We start from the raw sequence: 18,596 nt of genomic DNA, 5'->3' as shown, positions 1-18,596 counted from the left end.
CCGCCTTTTTCTTAGCAAGAAGGCGGCCTCACCGCGGCCTCACTGCGGCAGGAGGGCGGCCTGAGGTAAAGCACAACCCGACTGATGATATAGCACGTTCTTAGCTGATATTAAAAGTTTTTTACTGTAATACAGTGCGGAGATTACAAGTATAAACATTTCTTTGGATTAATGTTTTGATAATCAAATCAAACCTGTATCTTTGCAGTCCTAAAAACAACGAAAGGAGGTATTTTAACGTTATGATCATCATTAATATTAAAGACGGCGAATCACTTGATAAAGCCCTGAAACGTTTCAAAAAGAAATTTGAGAAAACGGGTGTATTAAGAGAATTGCGCAGTCGCCAAGCATACGAGAAAAAATCTGTTGCTCGTCGTACGGAAATTAAACACGCAGTTTACATACAAAATATGAACCTTGAGGCTTCTGTTTAGTATCTTAAGTTTACACATATAAAGCGCCGCCGGAAAAAATCCGGCGGCGCTTTTTTGTTTTGAAAGAATAACTTGTTCGGTATATTTTTTGTATATTGACCTTAACGAGCACCGCAATTTCTATTCATGGCAGTTGAACAATTTCTTATTTATTTACAGCACGAGAAACGTTATTCAAAACACACCGTTCAATCTTATGGAACAGATCTTCTTCAATTCAAAGACTTCGCGTGGCTAAAGTTCGAGACTGATCTGAAGGAGGTAACCTACCAAATGGCAAGAGAGTTCATCCTATACCTTTTGGATGATCTAAAAGTTTCAGAAAACTCCGTTAGGAGGAAACTCTCTACTGTAAGGAGTTATTATAAATATTGCATGCGGGCTGGTGTGGTATCGGCAAACCCATTTGCTCAGGTTAGATCTCCCAAGGTTCCGGCACGTTTACCTGTATTTGTTGCCGACAATAAGCTTGATGAGCTACTGGATTCAGATGTGTTTTTTGATGATAGCTTCCCATCGATAAGAGATAAGACGGTTATTGAATTGCTTTTCGGTGCTGGCATCCGGCTAGCAGAACTATTGACATTAAAAGATAGTGATGTTAATTTCTACGACGAAACGATTAAAGTTTTGGGCAAAAGAAATAAGGAAAGAATTATTCCTATAACTAAATGCCTTGTTAATCAGCTAAAAGCATACCTAGCGCTTAAATTGCTTCAAAATTTTAATAACAAAACCGGGGTGTTATTCGTTACAGATAAAGGAGCGGATGCTTACCCTAAAATGATTTATAGGATTGTTCAAAAATATCTTTCTTTTGTTTCTACACAAGAGAAAAAAAGCCCACATGTACTGCGTCATTCCTATGCGACCAGTTTATTAAACAGAGGGGCAGATTTGAATGCCATTAAAGAACTATTAGGACATGCTAGTTTAGCTGCCACACAGGTATACACGCACAATTCAGTCGAAAAACTAAAATCAATATATAAACAAGCCCATCCAAAGGCATAAAACAAGGAGGTAAATATGAAAATTACAGTTCAATCGATCCATTTCACTGCAGACCACAAGTTGTTAGATTTTATCCAGAAGAAAGTTGATAAACTTGATCAATTCATTGATCAAATCATTAGTGGAGAGGTTTATTTGAAATTAGAAAATGTTGATGATGAGGCAAACAAGATCAGCGAGATAAAATTAATCGTTCCTGGTTTGACTATGTTTGCAAAAGAACAGTGCAAAACATTTGAAGAAGCGACAGATTTGGCAATCGAATCCTTAAGAAAACAGATTACCAAACATAAAGATAAGACTAGAGTAAAGGCCAATGAGCACAAGGCAATTGTGAATGCGGGTGAAGTATCTGATTACTAGTGATATATTTCAGGCGGTTTAAGCTAAAGGATTGGCGGGATAGCTTCCGCCAATTTTTTTTGAAAATAATTTTGTGTAGGAAGTAAATTCTTGTAGATTTGCATTCCGTTTCAGAGAGGGCGTTGCTCTAATAAAAACGGGATGTTCTGTGAAAGATTAATATTATAGAAATACTTTACTTGCAATTGTAGTAAATGTATGATATAAGCCTCCTTAGCTCAGCTGGTAGAGCAACTGACTTGTAATCAGTAGGTCATTGGTTCGATCCCGATAGGAGGCTCTTTTTTTTGGGGGGATACCAGAGTGGCCAAATGGAACAGACTGTAACTCTGTTGTCGCAAGACTTCGAAGGTTCGAATCCTTCTCCCCCCACATTAAAGAAGCGAAAGTAGCTCAGTTGGTAGAGCGATAGCCTTCCAAGCTATAGGTCGCGAGTTCGAACCTCGTCTTTCGCTCATAATAAAATAGGTGAGCAATCGGCTATTTAAGGATTGTAAGCTGAGATTAGCCGAAGTAGCTCAGCGGTAGAGCACTTCCTTGGTAAGGAAGAGGTCATGGGTTCAAGTCCCATCTTTGGCTCAAATAATAAATGATGCTTTGTTAAGTCTGGTTAAACTCGGAAAGAACAAGGTTTTTTGTATTGAAAATTGTATCAAAACAATAAATTAATAAAAAGTTAACCTACTAATAAGTATAAAAACATGGCAAAAGAAAAGTTTGACCGCAGCAAGCCGCACTTAAACATCGGCACTATCGGTCACGTTGACCACGGTAAAACAACCTTAACAGCAGCTATCACTAAAGTGTTATCTGATGCTGGTTTATCTGAGGCGCGTTCATTTGAATCAATTGACTCTGCTCCAGAGGAAAAAGAAAGAGGTATCACTATTAATACAGCACACGTTGAGTATTCAACTGCTAGTCGCCACTATGCTCACGTTGACTGTCCAGGTCACGCGGATTACGTGAAAAACATGGTTACTGGTGCTGCGCAAATGGATGGAGCGATTATCGTTGTAGCTGCTACAGATGGTCCAATGCCACAAACTCGTGAGCACATTCTATTGGCTCGTCAGGTTGGTGTACCAACGTTAGTAGTTTTCATGAACAAAGTGGATATGGTAGATGATCCTGAATTACTAGAATTAGTAGAGATGGAGATTCGTGAATTGTTATCATTCTATGATTTCCCTGGTGATGATATTCCTGTTATTCAAGGTTCAGCTTTAGGTGGCTTGAACGGAGATCCTAAATGGGTTGGAAAAATCATGGAATTAATGGATGCTGTAGATAGCTACATTCCAATTCCTCCACGTTTAACTGAGCTTCCATTCTTAATGCCTGTTGAAGATGTATTTTCGATCACTGGTCGTGGTACTGTTGCAACTGGTCGTATTGAGCGTGGTGTAATCAACTCTGGAGATCCGGTTGAGATCTTGGGTATGGGTGCTGAAAATCTTAAATCAACTGTAACAGGTGTTGAGATGTTCCGTAAGATCCTTGATTATGGTGAAGCAGGAGATAACGTAGGTCTATTGTTGCGTGGTATTGAGAAAACTGATATCCGTCGTGGTATGGTTATCTGTAAACCAGGTTCTGTAACTCCTCACACTGATTTCAAGGCTGAGATCTATGTATTGTCAAAAGCAGAAGGTGGTCGTCATACTCCATTCTTTAACAAATACCGTCCACAATTCTATTTCCGTACTACAGATGTTACTGGTGAGATTTCACTAGCTGAAGGAACTGAAATGGTTATGCCAGGTGATAACGTTACGATCACAGTTAAATTGATCAACGCAATCGCAATGGAAAAAGGTCTTCGTTTCGCTATCCGTGAGGGTGGTAGAACAGTAGGAGCTGGTCAGGTAACTGAGATTTTAAAATAGTTTTTACAGCCCTTAGGGGGTGTTGAAAAGTTTTATAAAGTAAAAGCGAAGTACTTAGGCTTTATCAGCCTGAGTACTTTGCTTCTTAATTAGAATCTGTTTTTAAAATAGACATTAGATTACACACGGGAATAGTTCAACGGTAGAATAGAGGTCTCCAAAACCTTTGATCAGGGTTCGAATCCTTGTTCCCGTGCAAAAATATAATTATGGCTTCAGTAGTTCAATTTATTAAAGAATCGTATGAGGAAATGACCCAGAAGGTTACCTGGCCTACATGGGGAGAATTACAAAATTCTGCGGTGCTGGTTTTGGTAGCTTCACTTATCATTGCATTAGTTGTATTTGCAATGGATAAGGGATCTACACTTATGTTAGATACTTTTTATAAATCACTTTCTAATTAATATAGCTCAATGAACGATCAGTTAAAATGGTATGTAGTTAGGGCGGTTAGCGGAAAAGAGAAAAAGGTTAAACAATATATCGATTCTGAAATTAGCCGTTTAGGATTTTCTCATTTGGTTCCACAGGTATTGATTCCTATGGAGAAGTATTACCAGATGAAGGATGGTAAGAAGATTGCAAAAGAGCGCAATTTCTATCCTGGATATGTTTTGATTGAAGCTGTTTTAGATGGAGAACTAGAACATATTATTAAAAATGTTAACAGTGTGATTGGCTTTTTAGGAGATAAGGGTGGTAATCCTGTTCCGATGCGCCAAGCAGAAGTTAACCGTATTTTAGGTAAAGTTGATGAGATGAGCCAACAAAGCGAAACCATGAACATTGCCTATTATGTTGGAGAGAACGTTAAAGTAATGGATGGACCGTTTAACGGTTTCAACGGCGTTATCGAAGAGGTTAATGAAGAGAAAAAGAAATTAAAAGTTATGGTTAAGATCTTCGGACGTAAGACTCCTTTAGAGCTTAATTATATGCAAGTAGATAAAGAGTAGAATAAAGAACCTTAATTGTTACATTGCTTCCAACATTTAACATTGAGTATTACAAATTAACAAAAACAGAAAATGGCAAAAGAAGTCAGTGCACTTGTTAAATTACAAATCAAGGGCGGAGCTGCAAATCCATCGCCACCGGTAGGACCTGCGTTAGGTGCTAAAGGGGTTAACATCATGGAGTTTTGCAAACAATTCAATGCTCGTACCCAAGATAAGCCCGGTAAAGTATTACCAGTTGTAATTACTGTTTATGCTGACAAGTCTTTCGAATTCATCATCAAAACTCCTCCTGTAGCTATCCAGTTAAAAGATGCTACTAAATTAGCGAGTGGTTCTGCTGAGCCCAACCGTAAGAAAGTTGGTTCGGTGACTTGGGATCAGGTTAAGTCAATTGCTGAAGATAAGATGACTGATTTAAATGCTTTCACTATCGAATCGGCAATGAGTATGGTTGCCGGTACAGCACGCAGTATGGGAATCACCGTTAGCGGTGACGCACCTTGGACAAATTAATTAACAAAAAACAGTTTACAACAGTGGCTAAATTAACAAAAAATCAAAAAAAGGCACATGCTAAACTAGAATCTGGTAAAACGTATTCTTTAAAGGATGCGGCTGTCTTGGTAAAAGAGATAACTACCACTAAATTTGACGCTTCGGTTGACATCGACGTTAGTTTAGGTGTAGACCCACGTAAAGCCAATCAAATGGTGCGTGGTATCGCAACTTTACCTCACGGTACAGGTAAAACTGTACGTGTATTAGTTCTTTGTAATCCTGATAAGGAAGAAGAGGCTAAAGCAGCAGGTGCAGATTTCGTGGGTTTAGACGAATATGTGTCCAAGATTGAAGGTGGATGGACTGATGTTGACATTATTATCACTACTCCTGCTTGTATGGCAAAAGTAGGTAAACTGGGCCGCGTTTTAGGTCCACGTAACCTTATGCCAAATCCTAAATCAGGTACTGTAACCAACGATGTTGGTAAAGCAGTAACTGACGTAAAAGGCGGAAAGATCGATTTTAAAGTTGACAAAAGTGGCATTATACACGCTTCAGTGGGAAAAGTATCATTCCCTGCAGAAAAAATATATGAAAACGCTTTAGAAGTACTTCAAGTTATTTCTAAGCTAAAACCATCTGCTGCAAAAGGAACTTATTTTAAGAGCATTCACGTGTCTTCAACAATGAGTCCTGGAATTGCAATCGAAGCTAAATCAGTAACGGGGATCTAATTATTATGAACAGAGAAGAAAAACACGAACTAGTTTCAGCTCTTCAAGAGAAAATGCAAGAGTTCGGCAATTTTTATATTGCTGATACTTCTAGCTTATCTGTTGCTAAGATTAATAATATCCGTCGCAAATGTTTCGAAAGCGGGATTGAGATGCAGGTTGCTAAAAATTCATTGATCAGAAAAGCGATCGAAGGATTAGAAGGTGATTCATCAGAGATCTTTGCAGCCCTTAAAGGTCAGTCAGCATTATTATTTTCAACTTCAGGTAATGCTCCGGCAAAACTGATCAAAGCGTTGAGAAAGGGATCTGATAAACCAGTACTTAAGGCAGCATATATTGATTCATCTATATATGTTGGTGATAACCATTTAGATTCATTAGTAAGTTTGAAATCAAGAGAAGAGCTTATTGGAGATATCATTGGCTTATTACAATCGCCAGCTAAAAACGTTATTTCAGCGTTGAAGTCAAGCGGTAGCAAAATTGCAGGAATTGTTAAAACTCTACAAGAGAGAGAAGGTTAAGGAAACGCCTTATAAGTTTCATATTTAAATAAATTATTTTACGTAAATTTTTAAAAATCTATAAAATGGCAGATTTAAAAGCGTTTGCTGAGCAATTGGTAAACTTGACAGTTAAAGAAGTTAACGAATTAGCTCAAATCCTTAAAGACGAGTATGGTATTGAACCAGCTGCTGCTGCAGTTGCTGTTGCTGGCCCTGCTGCTGATGCTGCTCCTGCAGTTGAAGAAAAAACTACTTTTGATGTAATATTAAAAGAAGCTGGCGGTGCTAAATTAGCAGTTGTTAAATTGGTAAAAGATCTAACTGGTTTAGGTTTGAAAGAAGCAAAAGATTTAGTTGACGGTGCACCAAAGGAATTGAAATCTGGTGTTACTAAAGACGAAGCTGAAGCTTTGAAAAAGCAATTAGAAGAAGCTGGAGCTGTAGTTGAAATTAAGTAATCACTTAATTTCCCATCAATTTTAATCATAGACTCCGACTTTATAGTCGGAGTCTATACCTGTTTATAAACTTTTCATCTTGTTTGGTTGATGAAATTGTTTAACGGCTAACCAAACAAATAGTTTATTCTTAAAGTAAATTAACTTTAGTCCATTGGCAAATAAAGTCGACCAAAGAGTAAATTTTGCACGAAGTAAGCATATCATAGATTATCCAGATTTTCTAGATGTGCAGTTGCAATCATTCAGAGAATTTTTTCAGATAGAAACAACTTCTGACAACCGTCACACTGAGGGTTTGTTTAAGGTATTTGCTGAGAATTTCCCAATCACTGATTCCAGGAATATTTTTGTTTTGGAGTTCCTTGATTATTTTATTGATCCACCGCGTTATGATATACCTGAGTGTATTGACCGTGGATTGACTTATAGTGTTCCGTTAAAGGCGAAGCTTAAGCTTTCTTGTAATGACGCGGAACATGAAGATTTTGAAACCATCATTCAAGATGTGTATTTAGGAACCATACCATATATGACTCCTAAGGGTACGTTTGTGATTAACGGTGCAGAGCGTGTTATTGTTTCTCAATTACACAGGTCTCCAGGAGTGTTCTTCGGTCAAAGCCGTCACACGAATGGAACTAAGCTTTATTCTGCCCGTGTTATTCCTTTCAAAGGATCTTGGATCGAGTTTGCGACTGATGTGAACAACGTCATGTATGCATATATCGATCGTAAGAAAAAATTCCCGGTTACTACATTATTGCGTGCTATTGGTTACGACTCTGATAAAGACATTCTTGAGTTGTTTGATCTTGCCGATGAGGTTAAGGTTAGCAAATCAGGGTTGAAGAAATTTATCGGTCGTAAGCTTGCTGCAAGGGTTCTAAGAAAATGGACTGAAGATTTTGTTGATGAAGATACCGGTGAGGTAGTTTCTATCGATCGTAACGAAGTGATTTTAGACAGGGATACTGTTTTAGAAGATGACCACATTGATATGATTATTGATGCTGGCGTTAAAACTATTATCTTATCTAAAGATGATGGTGCTAGCCAAGCTGATTATACTATTATATATAATACTTTACAGAAAGATACTTCGAACTCTGAAAAGGAGGCTGTTGAAAACATCTATCGTGCTTTGCGTAACGCAGAACCGCCTGATGAGGAAACTGCAAGAGGTATCATTGAGCGTTTGTTCTTCTCGGATAAGCGTTATGACTTAGGTGATGTGGGTAGATACCGTATCAACCGTAAGTTGAAAATGGATACCCCTGATCACGTGAAAGTGTTAACAAAAGCAGATATCATTGCGATTGTTAAGTATCTGATCAAACTGATCAACTCTAAAGAAGAAGTGGATGATATTGATCACTTGTCGAATCGTCGTGTTCGTACAGTAGGTGAACAATTGTACGCTCAATTTGGTGTTGGTTTGGCTCGTATGGCGCGTACTATTCGTGAGCGTATGAACATCCGTGACAACGAGGTATTTACACCTACTGATTTGATTAATGCCCGTACTTTATCGTCGGTTATTAACTCTTTCTTTGGTACAAACCAGTTGTCTCAGTTTATGGATCAAACGAATCCATTAGCAGAGATTACTCACAAACGCCGTCTATCGGCTTTAGGTCCAGGTGGTCTATCGCGTGAAAGAGCAGGTTTTGAGGTACGTGACGTTCACTACACTCACTACGGTCGTTTATGTACAATTGAAACACCAGAGGGACCAAACATTGGTTTGATATCTTCACTATGTGTACATGCTAAGATCAATAACTTAGGTTTCATCGAAACACCTTACAAAAAGGTTGATAATGGTGTGGTTTCAGTTAATGAGCCAGTTATATACTTATCTGCTGAAGATGAGGATGGAAAAACAATTGCTCAGGCAAATGCTGAGTATGATGATAAAGGTAACTTCACTACTCCTCGTGTTAAGGCACGTTATGAGGGTGACTTCCCGATTATTGAGCCTGAGAAATTAGACTTAATGGACGTGGCTCCTAATCAGATTACTTCGATTGCTGCTTCATTGATTCCTTTCCTTGAGCATGATGATGCGAACAGGGCCTTGATGGGATCAAACATGCAACGTCAGGCGGTGCCTTTGTTGCGTCCGGAAGCTCCTATTGTTGGAACAGGTTTGGAAGGTCGCGTTGCACGTGATTCAAGAACATTGATCAATGCGGAAGGTGACGGTACTGTAGAGTATGTTGATGCTAATGAGATTACTATTAAATATATCAGAAACGACGACGATCGTTTAGTTTCTTTTGAAGGTGATAGCAAAACTTATAAACTAATCAAGTTCAAGAAAACCAACCAGAATACTTGTATCAACTTGAAACCGATCGTTAAGAAAGGTCAGAAAGTTGTTAAAGGACAAGTTTTATGTGAAGGTTATGCAACTGAAAATGGTGAGTTGGCGTTAGGAAGAAACTTAAAGGTTGCTTTCATGCCTTGGCAAGGATATAACTTTGAGGATGCGATCGTAATTAACGAGCGTATTGTTAGAGAAGATATCTTCACTTCATTGCACATTGAAGAGTTTGAATTAGAAGTACGTGATACAAAACGTGGGGAAGAGGAATTAACACCAGATATCCCTAATGTTTCTGAGGAAGCTACTAAAGATTTAGATGAAAACGGTATCATCCGTGTAGGTGCTGAAGTTAAAGAAGGTGACATCCTTATTGGTAAGATCACACCGAAAGGTGAATCTGATCCTTCACCGGAAGAGAAATTACTACGTGCGATCTTTGGAGATAAAGCGGGAGATGTGAAAGATGCGTCCTTGAAAACACCTCCATCAATCAAGGGTGTGGTAATTGATACTAAGTTGTTCTCAAGAGCTAAGAAAACTACCAAAGCTGAAGAGAAGGTAGCGATAGAGAAGTTAGATAAGAGATACAATTTAGCAACTACAAATCTTAAGAATGAGCTGGTAGACAAATTGTTCCAGATTGTAAATGGTAAAACATCACAGGGTGTATTTAATGTTTACAAGGAATTGTTGTTCCCTAAAGGAGCTAAGTTTACTCAAAAGAGCTTACAAGATTTAGAATTCGCCCACATCAATCCATACAAATGGACTACTGATGAAGACAAGAATGATCAAATAAAACTATTGATTCACAATTATGGCATTCGTGTAAACGAAGAGCTAGGTGCGTACAAGCGTGATAAGTTTGCGATTTCTGTTGGTGATGAATTGCCATCTGGTATTGTTCAAATGGCAAAAGTTTATGTTGCTAAAAAACGTAAATTGAAAGTGGGTGATAAGATGGCTGGTCGTCACGGTAACAAGGGTATTGTAGCCCGTATCGTTCGTGATGAAGATATGCCATTCTTAGAAGATGGAACTCCTGTTGATATTGTGTTGAACCCATTGGGTGTACCTTCACGTATGAACCTTGGACAGATCTACGAAACGGTATTGGCATGGGCCGGTAAAGAATTGGGTGTTAAGTTTGCAACTCCGATTTTTGACGGTGCTAAGCACAATGAAGTGGAAGATTGGATCGCTAAAGCAGGATTACCAGCTTCTGGAAGAACCTATTTGAATAACGGTTTAACGGGTGAGAAATTCGATCAACCAACAACTGTAGGTATTATCTATATGTTGAAACTTGGACACATGGTTGATGATAAGATGCACGCTCGTTCGATCGGACCATATTCATTGATTACACAACAACCGTTGGGTGGTAAAGCCCAGTTTGGTGGTCAGCGTTTTGGTGAGATGGAAGTTTGGGCATTGGAAGCATTTGGTGCTGCCAATATTCTACAGGAGATCTTAACTGTGAAATCAGATGATGTTATCGGTAGAGCCAAAACTTACGAGGCAATCGTGAAAGGTGAGAACCTTCCAACGCCAGGTGTACCAGAATCATTCAATGTATTGGTACATGAGTTGCGCGGATTAGGTTTGGATATTACGTTAGACTAAACACAAAAGAGCTATGTCTTACAAAAAGGATAATAAATTAAAAAGCAATTTCACCTCGATTACCATTAGTTTGGCGTCGCCTGAAGCTATTTTAGAGCGCTCAAGTGGTGAGGTGTTAAAACCTGAGACTATCAATTACCGTACTTACAAACCTGAACGTGATGGTTTGTTCTGTGAGCGTATTTTTGGTCCGGTTAAAGATTACGAATGTCACTGCGGTAAGTACAAGCGTATCCGTTACAAGGGTATTGTTTGTGACCGTTGCGGTGTTGAAGTAACTGAAAAGAAAGTACGTAGAGAGCGTATGGGACACATCAATTTGGTGGTTCCTGTAGCACACATCTGGTATTTCCGTTCATTGCCAAATAAAATTGGATATCTTTTGGGTCTACCTACAAAAAGGTTAGATCTGATCATTTATTACGAACGTTATGTAGTAATACAATCGGGAACAATGTCTGACGAAGGTATTCAGTATATGGACTTCCTTACTGAGGAAGAATACTTAGATATCCTTGATAAATTACCTAAGGAGAATCAATATTTAGACGATAAAGATCCTAATAAATTCATCGCCAAAATGGGTGCTGAAGCTTTAGAAGACTTATTAAGACGTATTGATTTAGATAGTTTATCTTATAATCTGCGTCACCAGGCAGCGAACGAGACTTCTCAGCAGCGTAAAAATGAGGCGTTAAAGCGTCTTCAGGTTGTTGAGGCTTTCCGAGGATCAAGAACACGTATTGAGAATAATCCGGAGTGGATGATCATTAAGATCGTTCCGGTTATTCCACCAGAGTTACGTCCGTTGGTTCCATTGGAAGGTGGTCGTTTTGCGACTTCAGATTTAAATGATTTATACCGTCGTGTGATTATCCGTAACAACCGTTTGAAACGTTTGATTGAGATTAAAGCACCCGAGGTTATTTTGCGTAACGAGAAACGTATGTTGCAGGAAGCTGTAGATTCGTTGTTCGATAACTCGCGTAAAGTAAATGCTGTAAAAACTGAAGGTAACCGTGCATTGAAATCACTTTCAGACATCTTGAAAGGTAAACAAGGGCGTTTCCGTCAGAATCTATTGGGTAAACGTGTAGATTATTCTGCTCGTTCTGTAATTGTTGTTGGGCCTAGCCTTAAATTACATGAATGTGGTTTACCTAAAGATATGGCAGCTGAGCTATTCAAGCCATTTATCATCCGTAAGATGATTGAGCGTGGCATAGTTAAAACTGTTAAATCTGCAAAGAAAATTGTTGATAGAAAAGATCCTTTAGTTTGGGATATCCTGGAGAACGTATTGAAAGGGCACCCTGTACTATTGAATCGTGCACCTACATTGCACAGATTGGGTATCCAGTCTTTCCAACCTAAATTGGTGGAAGGTAAAGCTATTCAATTGCACCCTTTAGTGTGTACAGCATTTAACGCGGATTTTGACGGTGACCAGATGGCGGTACATTTACCACTTGGTCATGCTGCTATATTGGAGGCTCAAGTTTTAATGCTTGCAGCTCACAATATCTTAAATCCGGCGAACGGTACTCCGATCACTGTACCATCTCAGGATATGGTTTTGGGTCTTTATTACATTACTAAAGGCCGTAGAACTGACGAAGGACGTGTAGTTAAAGGACAAGATGCAAGTTTCTATTCCCCTGAAGAAGTTATCATTGCTTACAATGAGAAACAAATCGACTTACATGCTTTCATTAAGGTGAAGGTTAATGCTAAAGGCGATGATGGTGTTATTGTAAATAAATTGATCGAGACAACTGTTGGACGCGTACTATTTAATCAAATGGTTCCGGAAGAGGTTGGTTACATCAATGAATTGCTGACTAAAAAATCGTTGAGAGACATCATTGGTGATGTAGTAAAAATCACTGGTATGGCGCGTGCGGCTAGATTCTTGGATGACATTAAGGAATTAGGTTTCCAAATGGCGTTTAGAGGTGGTTTGTCGTTCAACTTACAGGATGTTAATATTCCAGTAGAGAAACAAACACTATTGGTGCAAGCATCTGCAGAGGTTGAAGAGGTAAGGAATAACTATAACATGGGATTCATTACCAACAACGAGCGTTACAACCAAATCATCGATATCTGGACACGTATTAACAATAGACTTACCTCTTTTGTAATGAACCAGTTATCTAACGATAATCAAGGATTCAACTCGGTTTATATGATGCTTGATTCTGGAGCACGTGGTTCTAAGGAGCAAATTCGTCAGCTTTGCGGAATGCGTGGTTTGATGGCTAAGCCTCAGAAATCTGGTTCAGGTGGTGAGATTATTGAAAATCCGATTCTATCAAACTTTAAAGAAGGTTTGTCGGTATTGGAGTACTTTATTTCTACCCACGGTGCGCGTAAAGGTTTGGCGGATACGGCGTTAAAAACTGCGGATGCTGGTTACTTGACTCGTCGTTTGCATGATGTTGCGCAGGATATGATTGTTAACTCACCTGATTGCGGTACTTTGAGAGGTATGTATACTACAGCCTTAAAAGATAACGAGGATATTGTTGAGCCATTATATGACAGGTTATTAGGACGTATCTCTCTCCATGATGTATTTAATCCTTTGGATGGAGCATTATTGGTAGGAGCCGGACAAGATATTGATGAGGATATTGCGAAGGCAATTGAAGAATCACCTCTTGAAGGTGTGGAAATTCGTTCTGTATTGACATGTGAGAATCAAAGAGGTGTGTGTGCGCTTTGTTACGGACGTAATCTTGCAACTGGTAAACGTGTTCAAAGAGGAGAGGCTGTTGGTGTAATTGCTGCACAGTCGATCGGAGAGCCGGGTACACAGTTAACATTACGTACATTTCACGTGGGTGGTACTGCATCAAACATTGCTGCAGAATCTCAAATCATTGCTAAGTTTGACGGTGTTATCGAATTCGAGAATGTTCGTACGGTATCAACAAAAACTGAAGGTGGTAATACAGAAATCGTATTGGGACGTTCTGGTGAGTTTAAGATTGTTGAAGAGGGAACTGGAAAGGTTATCATGACCAACAACATTCCTTACGGATCATTCTTATATGTAACTGACGGTTCTAAAATAATTAAAGGAGATAGAATTTGTTCATGGGATCCATATAACGCTGTAATTATCTCTGAGTTTGCTGGTAAGATTGAATTTGATGCGATCGTGGAAGGTGTTACTTTCCGTGAAGAGTCAGATGAACAAACTGGTCACCGTGAGAAAGTTATTATCGATACACGTGATAAAACTAAAAACCCATCGGTACGGGTTGTTGACAAAAAAGGTGAATTGATCAGAAACTACAACATCCCGGTAGGAGCGCACATTGCGATCGACGAAGGGGATGCAGTTCAAACTGGACAGATCCTAGTTAAGATACCACGAGCTACAGGAAAAACAAGGGATATTACGGGTGGTTTGCCACGTGTAACTGAGTTATTCGAGGCACGTAATCCATCTAACCCTGCTGTAGTAACAGAGATTGATGGTGTGGTGACACTTGGTGGTGTGAAACGTGGTAATCGTGAGATGACCATTGAATCTAAAGATGGTGAGATTAAAAAATACTTGGTTCCATTGTCTAAACATATCCTTGTACAGGATAATGACTTTGTGAAAGCTGGTATGCCATTGTCTGATGGATCGATATCACCTGCTGATATATTAGCTATTAAAGGTCCTGCCGCTGTTCAAGAATATCTAGTAAATGGTATCCAAGAGGTATATCGTTTACAAGGTGTGAAGATCAACGATAAGCACTTTGAGGTTATTGTTCACCAGATGATGCAAAAAGTTCATATTGAAGATCCAGGAGATACCATTTTCTTAGAGAATAACTCTGTAGATCGTTGGGACTTTATGATTGAGAATGATGAGATCTATGATAAAAAAGTTGTTGTAGAAGCTGGTGATTCAAACACAGTGAAACCTGGTCAGATTCTTTCCTTACGTAAACTAAGAGATGAGAATTCTCAATTGAAACGTAAAGATTTGAAGCAAATTGAGGTTCGTGATGCAAGGCCTGCAACTGCGAGTTCAATCCTTCAAGGTATTACGCGTGCATCATTAGGTACGAAATCGTTTATCTCTGCTGCATCATTCCAAGAGACTACAAAAGTATTGAACGAAGCAGCGATTGCTGGTAAACGTGACAATATGCTTGGATTGAAAGAAAACGTAATTGTTGGACACTTAATACCTTCAGGTACTGGTGTACGCGGCTACGAGCGAATCATTGTAGGTTCACAAGAAGAGTATGACAAATTATTGGCTTCGAAACAAGAAGAAGTAGAAGCATAATATTTTAATACATTTTTTAAATCCCCCTTCTGTAAAGTTGGGGGATTTTTTTGTAATCTGGTTTTGTGTGCATTTCATTAGTACAATTATAATTAAAGCCTTAGTTTTGTGAGATGGAAGAACAGAATCAGGAGAATCAATTGAATATTGAGCTTTCCGAGGAAATCGCTGAAGGGATATTTTCAAACCTGGCAATCATTACACATTCTAATACGGAGTTTGTAGTTGACTTTATCAGAGTAATGCCTGGCGTGCCAAAAGCTCGTGTGAAGTCAAGGATTATATTGACGCCGGAGCATGCAAAACGTTTGCTTGGTGCTATGGAGGATAATATTGAGAAGTACGAGGCGGTTAATGGGCGCATCAAAACTCAAGAGGAGCCTCCAGGTTTTCCAATGAACTTCGGTGGTCCGGCCGCTCAGGCTTAGACCTTATCTTTCAAGTATTCGATTACCTCTTGTGTTTGATTGGGTTCAAACCAAGTTGTCGTTTCATCTCTTCTAAACCAGGTAAGCTGACGTTTGGCAAATCTTCGCGTATTCTGCTTAATTTTATCAACAGCTTCTTTCAAGCTGACGCTTCCGTCCATATAATCGAATATCTCAGAATATCCGACAGTATTTAAGGCATTGTATTTTCGGAACGGCCTGAGCGCTTTGACTTCCTCCAGAAGTCCTGCCTCAATCATCTGGTCAACCCGATTGTTAATCCTTGCATATAAAAGCGATCTATCCATATTGAGGCCAATCTTGATAATTGTAAATGGCCTTTGCTTTTTACTACTGGTCAAAAAAGAGGAAAGCTTTAGACCTGTGGAGAGAAAGAATTCTACACCTCGAATCATGCGCTGAGGATTTGACTGATCTACCTTTTCAAAGTATTCCGGATCATATTCCTTTAATGAGGCCTGAATAAAAGGGATGCCCTCTTTTTGGAACCTTTCATTTAGGGATTCTCTAACGTTAAGATCTATATCCGGGAGTTTATCCAAACCATTACATACAGCGTCTATATAGAGTCCCGAACCACCCACCATAATTGCAACGTTGTGTTTTCGAAAAAGATTTTGTATTGTTTCCAGCGCTTGCAATTCGAAATCACCCGTGCTGAAAAGGGTTTGAATGCTGTGGGAATTGATAAAGTGATGGGTTGCAGCCTTGAGTTCTTCAATCGATGGTTTTGCTGTACCAATTTCCATCTCTTTGAAAAACTGCCTCGAGTCTGCAGAAATAATTTCCGTGTGAAAATGCTGTGCCAATTTAATGGCCATGGCGGTTTTCCCGATTGCTGTCGGACCTACTATGACAACAAGGGTTTTCACAGACGCCATATGCAATTAATAATCTTCTTTATATTCTTCGTCTTCGTAGCTATCGTTATCTGCGAATTCATCTGAGTCCTGAGTTTCTTGCTCTTCGCTCTCTTCAACTTTCTCTCCAGCATTGATACCCCTGCCGCCCATGGCTTCTAGCTCCTCTGTATCTTCAGGGACAAAATTCAATTCATTGAGGAAGTCAAACTCTGTGGAAACAGGGTTGGCAGATACCGCAACACCACCAAGATTATTCTTATCGATTATTTTAGGGGCCTCCCCCAGACTTTTCACTAGATAGGGATATTCGATATTTGGATCAGTTGCAAGAATGATCTTTATTAATTCTACATGGAAATCAAATGGTCTCTCAAAATTATATATATAGTAAAATTTCTGATGTGGGTCTTCAATAAAATTACTCAGTTTGGAAGCCTCCATCAGAGAGACCTTTCTGTCAGTTTTCCGTTGCGTTGGTAGGTAAGCAATCTCGTCACCCTTGATCCAATTGTCTGTACTTACGTAAAATGACGATGATTTTTCAGGAGTGTAACCTGTGGAGCGATGGATCGCTTTGTGTAGGTCTTCAAAGGTTTGAGTTGATTTGATGTCTATCTCTCTAACCACTTCATCGAAATCCTCGAAACTTATTTTGAATCTGTAAATTGCCATTTGTGCTTGTTTTCCAGCTGTAAAATTAAAAAAATATAATATACTTTGTAGAATTGAATTACGGCATTGACGGGTTTAGGCCGAGTTCATCAGCCTTTTTCATCATAAACGCCAAAGCTTCATCATAATTATTAGTGATTTCACCTTCTAAAATTGCTTCTCTGATTGCGTTCTTTATAAGGCCTACTTCTTTACCTGCGCTCAATCCAAAGATGGTCATAATGTCGTTTCCGCTTATTGGAGGTTGCCAATTTCTAATCTTATCTCGTTCTTCCACATCTTTGAGTTTCTGCTTTACCAGCTCAAAATTGTTTCTGTATTTCTTGATCTTGTATTCATTCTTAGTGGTTACATCCGCATTGCAAAGCATCATTAAACTTTCAATGTCCTCTCCTGCGTCGAATAATAGTCTGCGCACTGCCGAATCTGAAACTACTTCCTGCGCTAGAACAATCGGTCTAAGATGCAGTTGCACAAGTTTTTGCACGTATTTCATCTTATCGTTTAGCGGTAGTTTTAGTTGGGCGAAGATTTGGGGAACCATCCTAGCACCTTTGTCTTCGTGACCATGAAAGGTCCAGCCATGTCCATCTTCGAAGCGTTTTGTTGGAGGCTTTGCAATATCATGTAAAATTGCTGCCCACCTTAGCCACAAGTCGTCTGTAACCTTACAAATATTGTCAAGCACTTGCAGTGTATGGTAAAAATTATCTTTATGACCTTTTCCGTTGATAATTTCCACGCCGTACAGGGCGGCCATTTGGGGGAAGATGAGGTGCAATAGACCAGTATTGAATAGATATTTGAAGCCAATTGATGGCAGGGGAGATCTGATGATTTTATTGAGTTCATCGGTAACACGTTCTTTCGAGACAATGCTGATTCGTTCTTTTTGCTTTGATATCGCCTGAAGCGCTGCTTCATCTATGCTAAAGTTTAGTTGTGATGCAAATCGAATAGCCCGAAGGATACGTAGAGGATCATCCGAAAACGTTACCTCTGGATTCAACGGAGTTCTAATTAGCTTGTTCTGGAGGTCTATCTGACCATTAAAAGGGTCTACAAGAGCGCCGTAGTTTTCCTTATTAAGAGATATCGCTAATGCATTGATAGTGAAATCTCTCCGTAGCTGATCATCTTGTATAGTTCCGTTTTCAACAATTGGTTTGCGGGAATCAGAGCGGTAGCTTTCTTTCCTTGCTCCGACAAACTCAAGTTCCAGTTCTTTATATTTTAACATTGCAGTGCCGAAGTTTTTGAAGACGGCGACTTTAGATTTGAGCGCTTGTCCGGCAAGTTCTGCGAATTCAATTCCGTTTCCTAGTACAACAATATCTATATCCTTCGATGGCCTTTCAAGAAAGATATCTCTGACATATCCGCCTATCACATAAGCTTCAATATTATGGAAGGTTGCTATATCTGCAAGAATCTTAAAAACAGGATGTTGTAAGTGTTTTTCCATCAATGGATGCAAAAGTACTAAA

General features: G+C 39.2%; 16 protein-coding genes and 5 tRNA genes. 18 read left to right on the top strand and 3 right to left on the bottom strand.

The genetic code is table 11. From position 1 onward, the window contains the following. The first annotated feature begins 242 nt into the window (after positions 1-242). The 18 genes from rpsU to ACHFIZ_RS00340 all read left to right on the top strand — a co-directional run bounded on the left by rpsU (position 243) and on the right by ACHFIZ_RS00340 (position 15,553). The gene (gene rpsU, locus ACHFIZ_RS00425; RefSeq protein WP_410881763.1) at positions 243-437 is read left to right on the top strand and encodes a 30S ribosomal protein S21; all 195 of its coding nucleotides are present in this window, start codon (positions 243-245) and stop codon (positions 435-437) included. 126 nt (positions 438-563) lie between these two features. Beyond that, positions 564-1,451 (top strand): tyrosine-type recombinase/integrase, encoded by an 888-nt coding sequence (locus tag ACHFIZ_RS00420; protein WP_410881762.1) that lies wholly within the window; start codon positions 564-566, stop codon positions 1,449-1,451. A 15-nt stretch (positions 1,452-1,466) separates the two neighbouring features. Continuing rightward, positions 1,467-1,814, top strand: a complete 348-nt coding sequence (gene hpf / locus ACHFIZ_RS00415) for a ribosome hibernation-promoting factor, HPF/YfiA family (protein ID WP_410881761.1) — start codon at positions 1,467-1,469, stop codon at positions 1,812-1,814. A gap of 207 nt (positions 1,815-2,021) precedes the next feature. Then, positions 2,022-2,094: transfer RNA gene (locus tag ACHFIZ_RS00410), tRNA-Thr, on the top strand. A gap of 9 nt (positions 2,095-2,103) precedes the next feature. After that, positions 2,104-2,186, top strand: a tRNA-Tyr gene (locus ACHFIZ_RS00405). A gap of 10 nt (positions 2,187-2,196) precedes the next feature. Further along, positions 2,197-2,269 (top strand) — tRNA-Gly (locus ACHFIZ_RS00400). A 52-nt stretch (positions 2,270-2,321) separates the two neighbouring features. Beyond that, positions 2,322-2,393: transfer RNA gene (locus tag ACHFIZ_RS00395), tRNA-Thr, on the top strand. Positions 2,394-2,515: 122 nt separating this feature from the next. Beyond that, the gene (gene tuf, locus ACHFIZ_RS00390) at positions 2,516-3,703 is read left to right on the top strand and encodes an elongation factor Tu (protein WP_410881760.1); all 1,188 of its coding nucleotides are present in this window, start codon (positions 2,516-2,518) and stop codon (positions 3,701-3,703) included. A gap of 125 nt (positions 3,704-3,828) precedes the next feature. Next, positions 3,829-3,899 (top strand) — tRNA-Trp (locus ACHFIZ_RS00385). 13 nt (positions 3,900-3,912) lie between these two features. Beyond that, positions 3,913-4,110 (top strand): preprotein translocase subunit SecE, encoded by a 198-nt coding sequence (secE, locus tag ACHFIZ_RS00380; protein ID WP_410881759.1) that lies wholly within the window; start codon positions 3,913-3,915, stop codon positions 4,108-4,110. A gap of 9 nt (positions 4,111-4,119) precedes the next feature. Further along, entirely contained in the window at positions 4,120-4,662 is a 543-nt protein-coding gene (gene nusG / locus ACHFIZ_RS00375; protein ID WP_410881758.1) for a transcription termination/antitermination protein NusG, read from the top strand. A gap of 72 nt (positions 4,663-4,734) precedes the next feature. After that, on the top strand, positions 4,735-5,178 hold the full coding sequence (rplK, locus tag ACHFIZ_RS00370; RefSeq protein ID WP_037443979.1) for a 50S ribosomal protein L11: 444 nt from the start codon (positions 4,735-4,737) through the stop codon (positions 5,176-5,178). Between the two features lie 23 nt (positions 5,179-5,201). Continuing rightward, positions 5,202-5,900, top strand: coding sequence for a 50S ribosomal protein L1 (gene rplA, locus ACHFIZ_RS00365; RefSeq protein ID WP_410881757.1), 699 nt, complete (start codon positions 5,202-5,204; stop codon positions 5,898-5,900). 5 nt (positions 5,901-5,905) lie between these two features. Then, on the top strand, positions 5,906-6,427 hold the full coding sequence (gene rplJ / locus ACHFIZ_RS00360) for a 50S ribosomal protein L10 (RefSeq protein ID WP_410881756.1): 522 nt from the start codon (positions 5,906-5,908) through the stop codon (positions 6,425-6,427). Positions 6,428-6,492: 65 nt separating this feature from the next. Next, complete coding sequence (gene rplL / locus ACHFIZ_RS00355; protein WP_410881755.1) at positions 6,493-6,867, top strand: 50S ribosomal protein L7/L12; 375 nt, start codon at positions 6,493-6,495, stop codon at positions 6,865-6,867. Between the two features lie 154 nt (positions 6,868-7,021). Beyond that, positions 7,022-10,825 carry a DNA-directed RNA polymerase subunit beta gene (gene rpoB / locus ACHFIZ_RS00350; RefSeq protein ID WP_410881754.1) on the top strand — a complete coding sequence of 1,268 codons (3,804 nt, stop codon included), beginning with the start codon at positions 7,022-7,024 and terminating at the stop codon, positions 10,823-10,825. Positions 10,826-10,838: 13 nt separating this feature from the next. Continuing rightward, positions 10,839-15,125 carry a DNA-directed RNA polymerase subunit beta' gene (rpoC, locus tag ACHFIZ_RS00345; protein ID WP_410881753.1) on the top strand — a complete coding sequence of 1,429 codons (4,287 nt, stop codon included), beginning with the start codon at positions 10,839-10,841 and terminating at the stop codon, positions 15,123-15,125. Between the two features lie 113 nt (positions 15,126-15,238). Next, complete coding sequence (locus tag ACHFIZ_RS00340; RefSeq protein WP_410881752.1) at positions 15,239-15,553, top strand: DUF3467 domain-containing protein; 315 nt, start codon at positions 15,239-15,241, stop codon at positions 15,551-15,553. Here ACHFIZ_RS00340 and miaA read toward each other — a convergent pair. Genes miaA through ACHFIZ_RS00325 form a run of 3 tightly spaced genes read right to left on the bottom strand, consistent with a single transcriptional unit; the run spans position 15,550 to position 18,574 of the window. Then, the gene (gene miaA / locus ACHFIZ_RS00335; protein ID WP_410881751.1) at positions 15,550-16,455 is read right to left on the bottom strand and encodes a tRNA (adenosine(37)-N6)-dimethylallyltransferase MiaA; all 906 of its coding nucleotides are present in this window, start codon (positions 16,453-16,455) and stop codon (positions 15,550-15,552) included. The genes ACHFIZ_RS00340 and miaA overlap by 4 nt on opposite strands. A gap of 6 nt (positions 16,456-16,461) precedes the next feature. Continuing rightward, entirely contained in the window at positions 16,462-17,109 is a 648-nt protein-coding gene (locus ACHFIZ_RS00330; protein WP_410881750.1) for an IS1096 element passenger TnpR family protein, read from the bottom strand. A gap of 58 nt (positions 17,110-17,167) precedes the next feature. Next, on the bottom strand, positions 17,168-18,574 hold the full coding sequence (locus ACHFIZ_RS00325; RefSeq protein WP_410881749.1) for a CCA tRNA nucleotidyltransferase: 1,407 nt from the start codon (positions 18,572-18,574) through the stop codon (positions 17,168-17,170). Positions 18,575-18,596 lie beyond the last annotated feature (22 nt).

This window comes from Pedobacter sp. JCM 36344 (assembly GCF_046546555.1).
GTDB lineage: Bacteria > Bacteroidota > Bacteroidia > Sphingobacteriales > Sphingobacteriaceae > Pedobacter.
This window is presented reverse-complemented; position numbering and strand designations above follow the sequence as displayed.